Below are 14,904 nucleotides of genomic sequence, written 5' to 3'. Positions count from 1 at the left end.
ATGAAGAGCAAACAATATTGGAAGATTAAATGCACTGAACATTTGAAGACGCTTTTCGAGTGTAAAGTAAGTGTTAATCATCTTTCGGAGAAACGGTTAAAGGAATTTATGCAAACGTTAATAGCTAAATACATACTTACACCGCAAGAGATCCTGGATGAACATAAATCAATTCCGTTTAAGAAAAAAACGCAATATGTCCATATTACCCGCACCAATGAAAAACTGTCGGGTAAAACGACTATCAACTTTATGGCAGATAGTGCAGGTATATCCGTAATTGCCTATTTAATTGAAGAATTTGAATAAAGGATTATGATTTTTTTTGCCTTGCATTAAAATAAGCATCATGCAGCAGCCTAAGCTCAGCATTCTGTGCCTCGTCCATTTTTCTTAGTCCGAACAGACTGGCAAAAACATCAAAATTAAAGACCTTCTTTTCTACTCCGGAAAATAGTTTTTGAAATTTTTCAATTGATACCAATAGGTCAGCTGCAAGATTGGCCAAATCAGGATGCTCCAAGTTTGATTGTTCTATTTTTATGCATATCTCATCGGTAAAATCATAGAAGACATCAATATGCTGCAAGTTTATTTTTAGATTTTCCTGTATTAGTTCGTTCTTACTTTGATTTAGTTCTCTTAAATGCTGCACCTTGAACCGGATGGTTTGAATATTTTTTAGGAATATGTTGGCTAATGCCCGCTTGCAATGTACTTCATCGTCTATGCTGCCTTTATCTTCGAAATACCCTCTAAACTTCGTTTTCAAACTACTGTCCAATTGTTGCACGACCGACAGCAAACTGCTAAATGAGATATCATGGAGTAATTTATTTCTAAAGACGCTCAATAACTCCATTTCAGCGTTTTCAGCTTTTGTAAACACTTCCAGATCAAATAATAAATCAATCTTGTTTTTAAAGCTAATACCTGCTTTATTACTGGAGATTATGATGAATGAGACCACACCATTTCGGCGCAAGATTACCAAAAAGCCTGGTCGATTTGCCACCATCAAGTATGCCCAGGTTAAGAAGTAAAAGACTATTTACACCCTCTTCCAGATGCAGGGAATATCCCAAAACCTCTGATCGTAATTCTAAATTTAAGTCCTGCATGTGTCTGTTTTAAACTGGCAAAAGATAGCACAAAAAAGCTGAAGTTATCTTAAAAGCCACCCGAAAGTGGCTTTAGTTCTTGTGGAAAGTTTGCATTAGCCTGAATACTTTTGCCGGAGCAAAGCCATATCGGCACCCACCTTAATATCTAATATTTTAGCATAGTGCTGTGTGGTTTGAATGTTGGTATGGCCTAACATCTTGGATACGCTTTCAATCGGTACGCCGTTTAATAGCGTTACCGTGGTTGCAAAGGTGTGGCGGGCAATATGGAAGGTGATGGGCTTGTTAATGCCGCATACGTCCGCTATCTCTTTTAAGTAGCTGTTCATCTTCTGATTGCTCAATACCGGTAAAACGCGCCCGCTGTTCTCACAATGCGGGTGATCGGCATAACGTTGTATCAAAGTCATAGCTGTTGGCAATAATGGGATGCGTGATGGCACATCGGTTTTTAGCCTGTTGATTGAAAGCCATTTTTCGCCATCCACGCCGGTTACAATTTCCCATCTGCGCAACTTCTTCACATCTGCATAAGCCAAACCTGTAAAACAGCAAAAAAGAAAAATATCACGCACCTGTGTCAAACGGTCTGTGGCCATGTCTTTAACCGCCATTTCCTGTAGTTCCTCTGTTGTTAAATAAACCCGGTCAACGGTTTTGATCTTGTTCTTATAGCTTAAAAACGGGTTGTAGGTCAACCAGCGGTTAGCCAGGCAAATACGGATAATCTTACCAAAGTTCTTAATGTATTTAACAGCGGAATTATTGGCACATTTTCTTTCGGAACGCAGATAAAACTCATACTCCGTGATAAAGGCGTGGTCGACCTGCTTAATGTCAATATCGGTCAGGTTATACTTCCACTTTAAAAAGTCCTGTGTGTGTTTTAAAGAGGTTTTATAGCGGCACAACGTACCTTTGGTGTATTCCTTGCCTAACAGGGCTTCCATCTTTTGATTATGCTCCTTAAAGATGGCAATTAGGGAGCGGGGCTTTTCGGTCTTGCCCATGAATTTATTGCGGATAGTTTCCGCAGTAATAAGCGCATCCGTTTCGGTCAACTGACGGTGGGCCTCATAAACTTTGCTTTGCAGGTCGTCTAAATAAGCGTTAAAGGATTTTACTTCTTCTTTTGTGCCTTTTTGGCGGCCTGCCGCATTGTTCCATTGGGCTGGCTCACATTCCCGGCCTGATGGCGTTTCGGAACGTTTGCCGTTTACAGTAATACGTACCCATACAGGTATGGGGCCGCCAACATAATTTTTTGGCTTTCTGATATAGAATAACAAACTGAATTTAGTTTTCATAACAATGATGTTAAAAGTGAAACAAAATTAAGCTTGCAATCAATCGCAAACAAGATGTTCAACTATTGAACTGGTTGATATTCAATTAGATATATCATGTTCGGTGCGTAGGGTATTAGTGAAAAATGACGCACCGAAATACGCACTTTTTTGTTGCTAATTGGTGCATAAATTGGGGGTTTGGCACCAAAAGAAAAGCCTGCAATCATTTGATTTGCAGGCTTTTAGCTGTTTTTGACAGGGTTATTCGCGGAGAGTTAGGGATTCGAACCCCAGGACCCTTTAACAAGTCAACAGTTTTCAAGACTGCCGCAATCGACCACTCTGCCAACTCTCCGGGGTCAAAAGTACAAATCCCGGTTGAATTGGCAAATTTGATGTTAACTTTTTTTTAATGTCCATAAAAAGAGCTTTTTTTGTACAAGAATTACTATATAAACATTTGGTTACTAAATTATTAAGTAAATATTTAAAAATTTAAATCCTTTGGTAAAACCGGCTTTTATTGCTCATATGGGCCCAAAAACTTGAACAACTTGCTGTTGATGAGTTGCTTTTTCGGCGTATTTTGTTCAGTTTCGGCGTAAAGCTTGTTGTTTTTTTAAGTCCATTACATGCCTTTTGTAGTTAATCCGTTTAAATTACCTCCGTTCCCATCAAATGAATAATCGTATTGTTATCCGCAAGGTAAATGCCACTGAGGCTGATGCTTTGTTGCAATTAAGCAAAAAAACGTTTTTTGATGCTTTCGCGGCTATTAATAATGCAAACGATATGGAGGCTTATGCTGCCGTTAGTTTTACGCATCAAAAAATAGAGATGGAGTTAAATACACCTGGTTCTGCGTTTTACTTTGCGGTTTATAATAACGAGGTGGTTGGTTATGTTAAATTGAACACTGGCGATGCCCAAACCGAATTTCAAGACAGCTATGGCTTTGAGATTGAGCGTATTTATATTTTAGCTAAACACCAGGGTAAGGGGTTTGGCGAGCAATTGATAAACTATGCTATTGCAACCGCAAAACGCGAGGCTTATAAATACATCTGGCTGGGCGTTTTCGAAAAAAATGTAAACGCCATTCGTTTTTACGAACGACATGGATTTTCCCGCTTTAGCGATCATTATTTTATGCTTGGTACCGATAAGCAAAAGGATGTTTTGATGAAAAAAGAGCTATAACAAAAAAACGGGGAGATATGCATTTCCCCGTTCATTTTTTTTAACTGTGTTTCTATTCATAAATAAAACTACCATCGCCACGGCGATTCATTTTCTTGCCGTTACGTGTTGGCGCGCCGCTCCATTTTTGCAGTCTTAAACGTATACCAACTAAAAAATAGCGGCTTAACGAGTTCGAGAGGGTATTGGTTACTCCTCCGGTGGTTAATGTTTGCTGTATAAAATTGTTTTGGTGCAGTAAATCGTAAGTATTTAGGGTTAACACCAGGCTTTTCTTTTTAAAAAATTCTTTTTCGAAACCTGCATTAATAACTAACGGATTGGTACTTAGGTTACCTAAACCTGTAACGTAACTTTTGCTTGCATTATAGTTAACCTGCCAGGTTTTAAAGAAATAAAAGCGACCATCTACAGCTAATGATGTGGTTTGCACCGATGTTGACATAGCGGTAGCTAATGAAGTGAACGAGCGCGACAGATCGTAACCAATATAAGGGTTAATCTCTATCGATTCGGTTGGGTTTAATCTCGGACCAAAACGCTCGTCAAACCGCCAGTTGGTATTGTGGTATTCTACATTGTTGCTAAAACCAACATTATAACTGTAGGTAATGTTGCCGTTTAAGGATAGATTATAGCGACGATCGTCAAGCTGTTTGGCAATGTTATAGCGGCCAACTATGGCGTGCGAACCATTGAAGTTTACGTAATGGGTTTCGTATATGGTTTTATAGAGTACCGTATCGCGAGCGCCGTTAGTACCTTTTTTTACGCCGATAGGCTCAGAAAAAAACAACCTGTTAGAACCAATCTGGTTATCTGTTAATGTATAATTAACGCCAAAGGAAAAATTTAGCTTTGAGTTAGCGATGTAGTTGTTGTATTGTGCCGTAATTGAGTGTGCAAAGGATGGCTTCAAATCGGGGTTACCAACAATTAAGTTATCAGGGTTAGTTCTGTCGGTAAATGGCTGTATCTGTTGGAAACTTGGTTCGGTATTGGTGCCAGCATATGCCAACGTAAACCGCTCGGTACGCGACCACGAATAAGCGAAACGAAACACTGGAATGGCCCTAAAATCGTTACGTATTGATCCGTATGTGTTTTGACTGCTGTTATCAAGCTTTTTACCCTGCAATGAACTTGGTACAAGCGTTGTACCTAAAGACCAGTTCCATTTAATACCATTAAACCGGTAGTTAAAGGTTAGGCGTGTTTCGGTAAACGAGTAATCGTAAATATTGTCATATCTGGTTACGTCAACCAGTTGATTGTTAATCACGGTATCGGTGGTAGCAATGTTGTTATATTCCGACCTTCTGGTTTGCCCATTAAATTCAAACTGCGAATAGATGCTAAACGGCTCAACATAGGTAAAGCTCGCCCTATATGTAGTATTGATACTGTTTCGGAAAGTGAATAAGTGCGCAGTTGAATCTTTAACAACAACGTTAGTGGTGCTATCGGCATAGTTTTTGGTATCGGCATTTCTTTCGCCATCTGCGTCGGTATTTGCTTTGTTAACACTAAACTGAACAGATAAATTTCTGCGAGGCTTTTTAAATATGTGCTGATAAAACACAATACCGCTATAATTAGGTGCCGTGTTTATCGAACTGCTTAAACTTTGTACCACCGGATGTTCAAAACCGGTAACGTATTTGTTAAAATTATCGGTAAATGAATTTGACGAATTGCTTGAATTTGCATACGTAAAAGTTGGCGTTACCTGTAAATAGTTGGCGCTATCAATTGTATAATCCAATTCAAAGTTAAAGCTATGGTTTCGGCTATTGCGCTGCGCTGTACTTTTATCGGTAAAGTTGCTATTTCCTTTGTCGGAGTAGTTGGTTCCATAACTCTGGTTAATCGAATTATTGTCCGAAAAATTATATCCATAACCAGCCGTAACCTGTACCTTTTTGCTCCATTGGTCGCGGTAATTTAATTGTGGTCCGCCAGATTTTGTGGTACCGGGGCTGCTGCTTCCAGCTGCTCCCGCGCCAACACCAGTACCTCCCCCGCCGCCGTTGGTTGCACCACCTGCAACGCCGCTTGATGCCACTCCGTTAACGGTGTTACGTATATTGGCAATTACGCCCAGTTGCTGGTTGGCATTAATGCGCTGCACAAACAAATTGGCGTTATACCTGTCGTCGCTTCCGTATTGGGTTGTTAAGGTACCCGTTGTACCTACCGATCTATCTGCCTTGGTTGTGATGTTAAGTACTTTTTGAGGGTCGCCATCTTTAATGCCGGTTCGGGCTGCCTGGTCGCCGTAATCATCAACTACCTGTATTTTCTCAACAATATCTGCCGGCAGGTTTTGTATGGCTGTAGCCACATCGCCGCTGGCATAAATTTTACCGTTTAATTTGGCTTTGGTAATTTGCTGGCCCTGGTGTGTTACCGTCCCGTCAGATCCTACTTCAAAGCCTTCCATTTTTTTCAACAGCTCGTCAATAGTAGCATTGTCGCGCACCTTATAATCGCTGGCTTTATACTCAACGGTATCTACCTTGTAAACAATACTTGGCGTACCATTAATTTTTACCTCGTTCATCATAATAGTGCTCGATTTTAATATGATGGGTTCAAGCACCAGCCTTTTAACGGCATCGTTTTGTAAATATTTACGTACCGATGTAATAAAGCCAACCTCGCTAATGGTTAAAGTAAAAGTAGCCAGCTTTACGTTTTTTAATACAAAAACACCATCGGCATTGGTAGTGGTACGCAAGGTATCTTTACGGGATGTTAATGTAATTGTGGCACCTATCAGGGTATTATCACTTGTATCCCTCACTACTCCGCTCACCTCGCGAAACAGCACGGGCGGCGCAGCGGGAGTATTACCCCGGCCCCCGTTCCCACGATTTTGGGCGAAAAGGTTTGCCGTTGTTAATGAGATAACAAAAAGTAAAAGTAATTTTTTTATCATTATATACTTATAATTGAATAAGTTAAGGTAAATGTATATCAGAAATTAATTGTATGATCTATCAGCATACCATTGGTTGCAAAAATCTGATGGCAGCATAGCTAATGTTATGGTAAAAAAATTATTTTTTTATGAGCGTGTATTTACCCCAAAAATCGGTATCGCTTAACAAATCGTTCATGGCTATGTTAATGTTGCCTCCTCCCCCATTACCGCCGCCACCAAAACCGCCGCCACCACCACCGCCAAAGCCGCCACCGCCGCCTGCACCACCAAAACCACCGCCGCCGCCATTTCTGGCACCACCCTCGCCACCGTTTCGGCCACCGCCATCGTTGTTTCTTCGGCCACCCATTTGTATGCCGTTAACCTTAATATTGTAAGCAAACTCCTTTGGTTTATCGGCTGAAAGGCTAAGTAATGATAGTGGTACCGATAACTCAAATTGTAAATTGCCTTGGGCATCGTAAGCCGCTATCGCTTTAATACCGTATACATTGTAAATAGATATCAGGGTATCCGTTATATCTTTAAAGCCGAGCACTTCAATTTCTTTTATTGCCGCTATGGCTTGTTTGCGCGCTGCGGCAGCTTCGGCCATTGAAGCCGAATCCATCACGGTGGTTGAGCTTGCACCGCGCGGCCTGCGTATACCCCGCAATAACGAACGTTCGACTATGGGGAAACGAATGCTGTAGGCGTTCTCTTCTTTCTTTTTATTAGCTGTGTTTATGGTTAAGGTAACGCCGCCACCCATTATTTTGGTATTGTTTTGCAAATCGGTAGATTTTACAACCAGATACAGGTTTTTATCATCATTAGCCAAAGTGTAAAACAACTTGGTAGCTTTATTAAAGGCCTCAAAATCGCCTCCCCACTCGTCTATCTTACCATCAACTTTTACTTTTGGTGGGGCCAGCAAACTCCCGGTTTGTACGGCGTTTAGTTTTTGAGCCTTTGAACTGATATTTATGCCCATTATAAGCAGAACCGGCAAAATAGTTTTTGTAAATAGTAATGCTCTCTTCATTGCGTTTGTATTGTTATAGTTTATATATAAATTAGGTTGTATAAATTTACAGGGTATAAAAACACCTGCTATATTGTACTTTGGGCTTATTGACTGTGAAAATACCACGAAGTTTAATCAATATGGCATTTATCCCTTACATTAACCCAATTGTTACATTCAGTCATAGTAATGTAACATTATCGTTAGATACATGCCTCTGATTGACTTATAGTTTGTATGTTTGGGTTAAACCAAATGATTTAATATCAAGAAACACAATGGGTAAAGCAGGGGCGGGTATTGAAATTAAACACAAAAAGAGCGAGGTTGATTGCGATGTAAAACAACTTAGATTAAAAATAGGTGCTCTTATTTCTGAATTTAGAGATAAATACAAAGATGCTATTTTGGTTACTTTTGGTAGTAGCGAAGAGGGTAGTTATGGCATTGGTGTTATATGTCATGAATTATCTGTAGAAGATAAATGATAGCTTTCTAAATTATGCTCAAATAGCATAGTATTTGATTTGGTTAAGAATACAATTCTGCACTCTCTATATAATAGAAAATTAGAATATTCTAAATCGTAAGGATTCTCCCACTTATGATGGCTTTCCCACTTTAAATCTGCCGGAACTACCGTAATTAAGCCAATCAGTATCGACTTATTTGTCTCTTTATTAACTATTCTTGTTCTTAATAAATAGTTATAGCTATTCAATTTCTTTAAGGCTTCTTGATATGTCATCCGATAAATATATAAATTACACCGGATATTTACACGGGTATTATTTATATTAGCACCCAGTAAGATATTTGTACTTAACATTCGCTTGTCGTCACGAATTACCACATAGACAATCCAAGCCGTGAATGATTATGGTACGCTGTAATGGCGTAACCGTGTCATTTGCTTTGGTAGGCTGTGGTAAGCCTGGTGACGGCGTGATATTGGTTACGCCTATTTTATTTAGATCAGTCACCAAATTACCACATATAATGAAACCTCTCTTTATTTTATCGCTATTCATTAGCGGGGCTCTTTGCCATGCGCAAGCGCAATCTTCCAGGTGGATGCTGTATTCAAAATCTCCCGGCTATACGTACAAAATAGATACACTCTATTCTGACATAAAACAATACAATAAGTATGACGATCATTATAGTGTTGTTATATTGTGGTGTAGCACAATAAAAGAAACACATTCTAAAAACATCCATCACGTATCTGAATATAGGTACAAAATGGCTATTGATACTGCTAACCTGCAATATGAAATAAAATCAGCTATAGAATATTTAGACAAAGAGGTTGTTCATTCAGAAGTGTTTGACGGAATAAATTGGCAAGAAATCATCCCTGATACAATTGCTTAATTGGTAGTAAACTGGGCAAAAAGATTACAATAGATAAGATATGAAACCACTATTTGTATTGCTCATCATATTTTTTCTAAATAAGCCAGACAGTGTCTGGATTTGCACCGGCAAGTATTCTAAGGCCTATCATAAAAAAGCTTATTGCAAGGGCTTGCGTAATTGCAAAGGCGACGAAATAAAAGTGCCTCTTAAAGATGCTATATATATTTATCACAGGAAACCATGCGGTTATTGCGAAAGATAAATCTTATAAACCATTAATCACCAAATTACCACTCAATGAAATATCTATTAACTACTCTTTTAATAACTGGGCTGTCATGCTCGTGTTATTCGCAAACCTCACGATGGAAAACACTTTTTTATTCCGATGATGGAAAAAAGCAAACTTGTGTCGATACTATTAGCCCGGTTAGGGTTGAATTTTTTGATGGGCATTCAAACGTTATTTTGATTTGGCTTAGAGAAAATTCAATGCCAACACGGGAAGGTGAATATGTACAAGTAGAAGATCAAAGAATGGCTGTTGATATTAACAAACAGCAATATGAATTTAAATCACGTGTCATAAAGTACAACAAAGTTATAATATCTAATAAAGACTATGATTTACCCGAATGGTCTAATATCGTACCTGATACTTTTGGAGAGTTAATTCTAAATTACTGCAAATACTATGTATCACTAACTAAAAATAAATAGTCCTATTTTGTTTTATCTTTAGGTGGATTAGCCAATATCTTCATTACTTCCTCAAATGGCATATTTAGCCCGTCAATCTCCTGCTTTTCTTTAGGGGTTGGCGGGCTTACTGCTTTTGCTTTCTTTTTGGCCATGATCTGTTAACGCTTTATATGTTATCCTGTGATTGCTCAAAGATACCAATTTATCAAAACGTTGCGCCTCTGTTATATTCCTATTGTTAAACCTAAATGCAAACTCTTCTAAATAGTTCTGTACGTGCTTTACCGTGATGAAATGATATGTACCATAAATACCCCGCTTTAATACCGACCAAAAGTTTTCAATCGTATTCGTATGCACATCACCCCTTACATACTCCTTTAACATATGCTTGATTGTCTTATGCTTGAATAGCCTTTTAGCCGTTGTGTAAACCGAATGCTCGTCGGTCATTAGCTTAGTGCCCTGATGTACATTTTTTATAAGGAATGGTATTATATGCTCATAGTTGGTTTTTGGGATGTACTGCGCTCTAACCTCTCCACCGCGTTCTATTGCCCCGGCTATGGTTAGTTTTTGCTGCTCTCCGCTCTCTAATATCTTTGCCAGTTTCTTTTTATGCATATTGGCCTGTTTGCCACCTATGTAGGATTCATCCATCTCAACAACCCCGGTTAGGCCTAATTTATCCCGGTTGAATGATTGCATCTTTACCGCATATCTAATGCGCTGCATCATAAACCATGCTGTTTTTTGCCTTACTCCAATATCCCGGCCTACCTGTATACTGCTTATACCTTTCTTATGCGTGCTTAATATGTAGATCGCCATAAACCATTTACTTAATGGTATCGCACTATTTTCAAATATAGAGCCTTTCAACGCGCTAAAATGCTTCCGGCAGGCCGCGCATTTAAAATGTGGCTTGGCTCCCTGAATGTTATATACTTTTTTGTGATCGCAAAATGGGCATTCTACCCCGTTAGGCCAGCGTAATTTAATCAGATAGTTAATACAGGTCTTTTGCTCCTGAAAATATATTGCTATGTCGTTAATCGTTTTAAATGGTAGTGTTTTGCCTGTGGCTTCCATATTGTAAGTATTTGTATTAATCGTTAACTATACTTACATTTGAAGTAAGTAATGCCAATTAGGGGGCTGAATATTCGTCTTGACAACTCTATTCAACCCCATTAAAATGGCTACGTAAAACAAATGTTTGTATGATATAGCGGGAACATCTCGCTGTAACATATATCATTACTAACCATTGTTATTTTCTTAAAACCACATTTCAAAGCTTGAGACCCGGCGAAATGTGGTTTTCTTATTTAATTATATTTCTATCCTATTATCATTAAAGCTTTTATCTATTTTGGTTAATTGAAAAACACTTTTTTGATTTTCCCAAAGATTGTATTTTAATGCTCGTTCTACTTCTTCTTTAAGCTCATTCTTATTTGTAAACCATGTTTTAAATCCATAGAAAAAACCTTTAAAGCCAGGTAATGACATACGATATAATAATCCGTTATCGCACTGAGCATTTAATGCAATAGAAAGGGCATTAATATAATTTCTCCTTTTAATGGGTTCAGTAATATTTAACTTTTTATCTTTTTCACACATACAGTTAAATATATCAATTGTACGTAAAGGATGAACATGTATTTTAAGACAATCTAAGGCGCTATTTTTCCAATCAATTGGTTTTTCTTGATTCCCTTCTAATGCCTTTATAGCATCATCTAATGATGCAGCAGCCGAAAGTAATTCAGCTTTTCTTTGCTTTAAGTCTCTTATCTGAGCAAAAATCATATCCGGCTTTAACATAATCTTCAAATCTATGTAATAACTATATACAAACCAAACTTTATCCTAACAATCTATAAACATTTTTATTCTTAATCTTATAGGCATCGATTTTACCAGCCTTATACATCCGGCTCGCTACCCATGTTAACCGCTCATATATCTTTGCTCTTTGGCTTGGATGAACTGTACTGTCTATCTCCATTAAATAATTGGCTATATCATTTATATCACCCTCGCCAATCTTACCCAGTACGTAAATTACTTTTTGTTCCCTCGTCATCCGCGCGTTGTACATTAGCTTTGTAATCGCTAAATCTTGGCTCTCTGCCTCACTCATTCCCTCCGCATCTTCTTCTGCACTTTCATAAGCCTCTATTGCTATCTCAACCTTTGCTAAATCGCTTTTTAAACGCTCTCGCTTTACTTTTAACTGTGATAAAATGTAAGATTCTGTCAGTTCCATAATATGCTGATTTTTAATAAATTTGGGGAAGGTAATTATTTCAATCACTATTCTAAACTTGTGATATGCCACAAAAGGTATTGGGTCGATCTAAGGGATAGATGCCATCAATATCCTATTGTCATATAATTGTTGCTTGATTGTCATATCATTGTTGCAGTAACAATTAATAATAGCATTATTGGTATAGTTGCCTTTAGAACCAACTTTGTATATGAATTATAAATTAACCGGCTTAACGCCCATGTTAGAAACCCAGGATATGGAAGCCACTATTTACTTTTATACCGAAGTACTCGGCTTTAACTTGCGCAGCTATAATGCTAAATGGGGATGGGCATCGTTTAATTTTGATGAGGTGAATATGATGTTTACCATACCCAATGAACATCGCAACATGCCAAAGCCCATTATGAGTGGTTCGTTATATTTTAACCCCGATGATGTGGACAAGGTTTGGGAACATGTTAAAGAGCACTGCCTGATTTGCTACCCCATTGAAAACTTTGATTATGGTATGCGCGAATTTGGCATTTACGATAATAATGGCTACTTATTGCAATTTGGGCAAATAGTTGCCGACGATTAGGCAACAACAAACAATAACGATTACAAGCAACCAATTTAGTGTTGGTTTTTCTGTTAAATAAATTTTAACTATGCCCGAACCTTTACATTTTAAGCCCGTCCGGTTTTCTGAAACCACCATTACCGAACTGATGATACCCTCCTACTCAAACTTTGGCGGTAAAATACATGGTGGTATTTTGCTTTCGCTGATGGATAAGGTAGCCTACGTTTGCGCCGCGAAACACGCCGGTAATTATTGCGTAACGGCATCTATTGATACTGTTGATTTTTTGGCACCCATAGAGGTTGGCGAACTGGTATCGTTAATGGCATCGGTAAATTATGTGGGGAAAACATCATTGGTGATAGGTATACGTGTAGTATCCGAAAACGTAAAAACAAACTCGGTTAACCACACCAATACCAGTTATTTTACGATGGTTGCCAAAGACGAAAACAACGCGCCAACCATAGTACCCGGCTTAATACTGGAAAGCCAAAATGAGGTTAGGCGTTTTGTTGAAGCCATACGCCGTAAAGAATTGCGCCAAAATTACCGCCAGGAGGTTGAACAAATAAAGGCCCCCGTAAATTACGACAAATACGAGCATCTACTTTTAAACGAGCGTTGCAAGTTAGCTGTTGATATTTAATGTTTTTATATATGGTTTAGGAAAGGCAAAACCATTTTCTTAGCCTTGTCTATAGCAACGGTATCATAAATAACTTAACCACCATTGCTTGTGGCTCATTTTGTATTTCATAAACCAGCGGCAGGGGAAATATAAAATAAATATTGCCAACGCCCATACCAGGTAAACTACCGGCAAACCAAAGTTTGGCTTAATATTTTGATATTGAGCTACTTTAAATACTACACCGGCCATTAACTGTAACAAATAAATGTGCATGAGGTAATAAAACAGCGGCACGCGGCCAAACACCAATAATATATTTGTTAAACGGTTATGTATCCCTTCTAAAGCGGCTAAAACCAACATACCGGGGCCAATGGTTATCAGCAAATAATCCAGCGAGGGCGGGTATTTTTGGGCGTTTATAAAGGATAATATGGTACGATACCATACACCCTGATCTTTCCAGGTATTAGGATCGCCGTAGATATTAAAGGAGCGGATGATGATGAACAGCAAAATTGCCGATGCGCCAATAGTAACTAATATTTTTTTGCGTTTGGCTTGCTCCATTTTAAATAGGCTGCCAAAGCTAAAACCGGCTGCCATAACGCCTACCCAGGGTATTAGCGGGTATAATATAAAAATATGCCTTTGTTTGCTGTAAGTAATAAAGCTCTCTACATGTAAAAACTCCCATATTACCGCCCCGGTTGGGCCAAAACTTTGGGGGCTTACTTTATCAAAAGCATTATGCCCCAAAATTAAAACCAGGCCTATGGTTGCAATGGCACCTAAGGGCAAATAAATTAGTCCGGCTAAAATAATCATGCTCCATCCTATCACCCAAAAAACCTGTAAAAAGAAAAAGCTATAATCCATGCTAAACCGCCACGAACCATGATCCATAGCGAAACCCCAGTTTACCAAAGTTAGCTCTAATACCAATATCCATATCCCGCGCGATAGTAAAAACCTGGCAGCCTGCCCCTTTGTTTTTCCACGACTTATAGATAAAAAGGCACCTGTTCCGGCTAAAAAAACAAACAGAGCTGCACAGTAATGGGTTATAAAGCGGGTTAAAAACAAAGCTGTGGATGCCTTGCTCAGGTCGGTAGGGTCAAAATCGCTATTGGTGAAAAAATCGCGGGTATGGTCGAGCACCATAATAACCATCACAATTCCGCGAAGCACATCTATTGATTCTATTCTCTTTTTAGGCGCGGCAAGCTCAGTCGTCATTCAACAAGGTTTAGAGGTACAACTTACAAATTAGCTGTTAAATATGCAAATTGAATTTACCCCTAAAAAAATCCTAATTAAATCAAAAACAACTACTTATTACCAAGCAATTCATCTTTTTTGCGTTCATCAATGTCGGCTTCCAGCCTCACTTTTTTCAAATCAATTCGTATAAGGGCAAACAGGCTCATGTAAACATTAGCAACAAATACCAATGCAAACCCAGCTATCATGTAGCCGCGCCAATTATCAAACAATAAAGTATAGTTGGTAATGATAAGCATAAGCACGGTTACATAATGGCTAAAACAATACTCGCAGGTAAACAGGTAAAAAAACTTACGCGTGGCAATTGTTTTGCCCGCTTTGCTTCGCTCAACGCAGTATTCGCGGGGCTCTCTAAAAACCTCTTCGTGCGTAACCGTCCAGGCTATGCAAGCTATGGGGATAGCCAAAGTAAAAAGCCATACTATTTGTGTGCCTAATGCCATTATATACAAATGCTTAAAAGGCGCAAAATGTTTGATAAATGGCCAAAGCAATACAAAA

17 protein-coding genes and 1 tRNA gene are annotated in these 14,904 nt (G+C 38.6%); 7 read left to right on the top strand and 11 right to left on the bottom strand.

What is annotated here, in order from left to right; genetic code table 11:
• On the top strand, positions 1–309 hold the full coding sequence (locus BDD43_RS18015) for a hypothetical protein (RefSeq protein ID WP_121198980.1): 309 nt from the start codon (positions 1–3) through the stop codon (positions 307–309).
• Between the two features lie 4 nt (positions 310–313).
• Here the strand turns inward: BDD43_RS18015 and BDD43_RS18010 are convergent, their stop codons facing one another.
• From BDD43_RS18010 to BDD43_RS18000, 3 genes are all read right to left on the bottom strand, one after another.
• Positions 314–1,021, bottom strand: coding sequence for a hypothetical protein (locus BDD43_RS18010; RefSeq protein ID WP_147425680.1), 708 nt, complete (start codon positions 1,019–1,021; stop codon positions 314–316).
• 195 nt (positions 1,022–1,216) lie between these two features.
• On the bottom strand, positions 1,217–2,431 hold the full coding sequence (locus BDD43_RS18005) for a site-specific integrase (RefSeq protein WP_121198978.1): 1,215 nt from the start codon (positions 2,429–2,431) through the stop codon (positions 1,217–1,219).
• A 250-nt stretch (positions 2,432–2,681) separates the two neighbouring features.
• A tRNA-Ser gene (locus BDD43_RS18000) sits at positions 2,682–2,768 on the bottom strand.
• Positions 2,769–3,091: 323 nt separating this feature from the next.
• Here BDD43_RS18000 and BDD43_RS17995 point away from each other — a divergent pair.
• Positions 3,092–3,613 carry a GNAT family N-acetyltransferase gene (locus tag BDD43_RS17995; RefSeq protein WP_121198977.1) on the top strand — a complete coding sequence of 174 codons (522 nt, stop codon included), beginning with the start codon at positions 3,092–3,094 and terminating at the stop codon, positions 3,611–3,613.
• A gap of 52 nt (positions 3,614–3,665) precedes the next feature.
• Here the strand turns inward: BDD43_RS17995 and BDD43_RS17990 are convergent, their stop codons facing one another.
• Complete coding sequence (locus BDD43_RS17990; RefSeq protein ID WP_121198976.1) at positions 3,666–6,554, bottom strand: outer membrane beta-barrel protein; 2,889 nt, start codon at positions 6,552–6,554, stop codon at positions 3,666–3,668.
• Positions 6,555–6,675: 121 nt separating this feature from the next.
• Entirely contained in the window at positions 6,676–7,584 is a 909-nt protein-coding gene (locus BDD43_RS30395; protein WP_211339692.1) for a hypothetical protein, read from the bottom strand.
• Between the two features lie 260 nt (positions 7,585–7,844).
• Here BDD43_RS30395 and BDD43_RS17980 point away from each other — a divergent pair, with 260 nt between their 5' ends.
• The 3 genes from BDD43_RS17980 to BDD43_RS29745 all read left to right on the top strand — a co-directional run bounded on the left by BDD43_RS17980 (position 7,845) and on the right by BDD43_RS29745 (position 9,648).
• On the top strand, positions 7,845–8,054 hold the full coding sequence (locus BDD43_RS17980; protein ID WP_121198975.1) for a hypothetical protein: 210 nt from the start codon (positions 7,845–7,847) through the stop codon (positions 8,052–8,054).
• Between the two features lie 511 nt (positions 8,055–8,565).
• Complete coding sequence (locus BDD43_RS17975) at positions 8,566–8,943, top strand: hypothetical protein (protein ID WP_147425679.1); 378 nt, start codon at positions 8,566–8,568, stop codon at positions 8,941–8,943.
• Between the two features lie 282 nt (positions 8,944–9,225).
• The gene (locus BDD43_RS29745; protein WP_147425678.1) at positions 9,226–9,648 is read left to right on the top strand and encodes a hypothetical protein; all 423 of its coding nucleotides are present in this window, start codon (positions 9,226–9,228) and stop codon (positions 9,646–9,648) included.
• Positions 9,649–9,650: 2 nt separating this feature from the next.
• Here the strand turns inward: BDD43_RS29745 and BDD43_RS30845 are convergent, their stop codons facing one another.
• The 4 genes from BDD43_RS30845 to BDD43_RS17950 all read right to left on the bottom strand — a co-directional run bounded on the left by BDD43_RS30845 (position 9,651) and on the right by BDD43_RS17950 (position 11,908).
• The gene (locus tag BDD43_RS30845; RefSeq protein WP_262707421.1) at positions 9,651–9,782 is read right to left on the bottom strand and encodes a hypothetical protein; all 132 of its coding nucleotides are present in this window, start codon (positions 9,780–9,782) and stop codon (positions 9,651–9,653) included.
• Positions 9,739–10,722 (bottom strand): IS1595 family transposase, encoded by a 984-nt coding sequence (locus BDD43_RS17960; RefSeq protein ID WP_121198971.1) that lies wholly within the window; start codon positions 10,720–10,722, stop codon positions 9,739–9,741. Before BDD43_RS17960 ends, BDD43_RS30845 begins: the two co-directional genes overlap by 44 nt.
• 243 nt (positions 10,723–10,965) lie before the next feature.
• Positions 10,966–11,463 (bottom strand): hypothetical protein, encoded by a 498-nt coding sequence (locus tag BDD43_RS17955; protein WP_121198970.1) that lies wholly within the window; start codon positions 11,461–11,463, stop codon positions 10,966–10,968.
• Positions 11,464–11,503: 40 nt separating this feature from the next.
• Positions 11,504–11,908 (bottom strand): hypothetical protein, encoded by a 405-nt coding sequence (locus BDD43_RS17950; RefSeq protein WP_147425677.1) that lies wholly within the window; start codon positions 11,906–11,908, stop codon positions 11,504–11,506.
• Positions 11,909–12,122: 214 nt separating this feature from the next.
• Between BDD43_RS17950 and BDD43_RS17945 the strand changes: the two genes are divergently transcribed.
• Positions 12,123–12,497, top strand: a complete 375-nt coding sequence (locus BDD43_RS17945) for a VOC family protein (protein ID WP_211339691.1) — start codon at positions 12,123–12,125, stop codon at positions 12,495–12,497.
• Positions 12,498–12,567: 70 nt separating this feature from the next.
• The gene (locus BDD43_RS17940) at positions 12,568–13,131 is read left to right on the top strand and encodes an acyl-CoA thioesterase (RefSeq protein ID WP_121198968.1); all 564 of its coding nucleotides are present in this window, start codon (positions 12,568–12,570) and stop codon (positions 13,129–13,131) included.
• A gap of 63 nt (positions 13,132–13,194) precedes the next feature.
• On the opposite strand, the gene BDD43_RS17935 is transcribed toward BDD43_RS17940, so the two are convergent.
• Positions 13,195–14,355, bottom strand: coding sequence for a DUF1624 domain-containing protein (locus BDD43_RS17935; protein WP_121198967.1), 1,161 nt, complete (start codon positions 14,353–14,355; stop codon positions 13,195–13,197).
• A gap of 92 nt (positions 14,356–14,447) precedes the next feature.
• A complete protein-coding gene (locus tag BDD43_RS17930; protein WP_121198966.1) occupies positions 14,448–14,846 on the bottom strand; it encodes a hypothetical protein in 399 nt (132 codons plus the stop codon).
• Between the last annotated feature and the right edge of the window lie 58 nt (positions 14,847–14,904).

It is taken from the genome of Mucilaginibacter gracilis (assembly GCF_003633615.1).
GTDB classification, from domain to species: Bacteria; Bacteroidota; Bacteroidia; order Sphingobacteriales; family Sphingobacteriaceae; genus Mucilaginibacter; species Mucilaginibacter gracilis.
The sequence above is the reverse complement of the archived record's forward strand: the minus strand, read 5'-3'. Positions and strand labels throughout refer to the sequence as shown.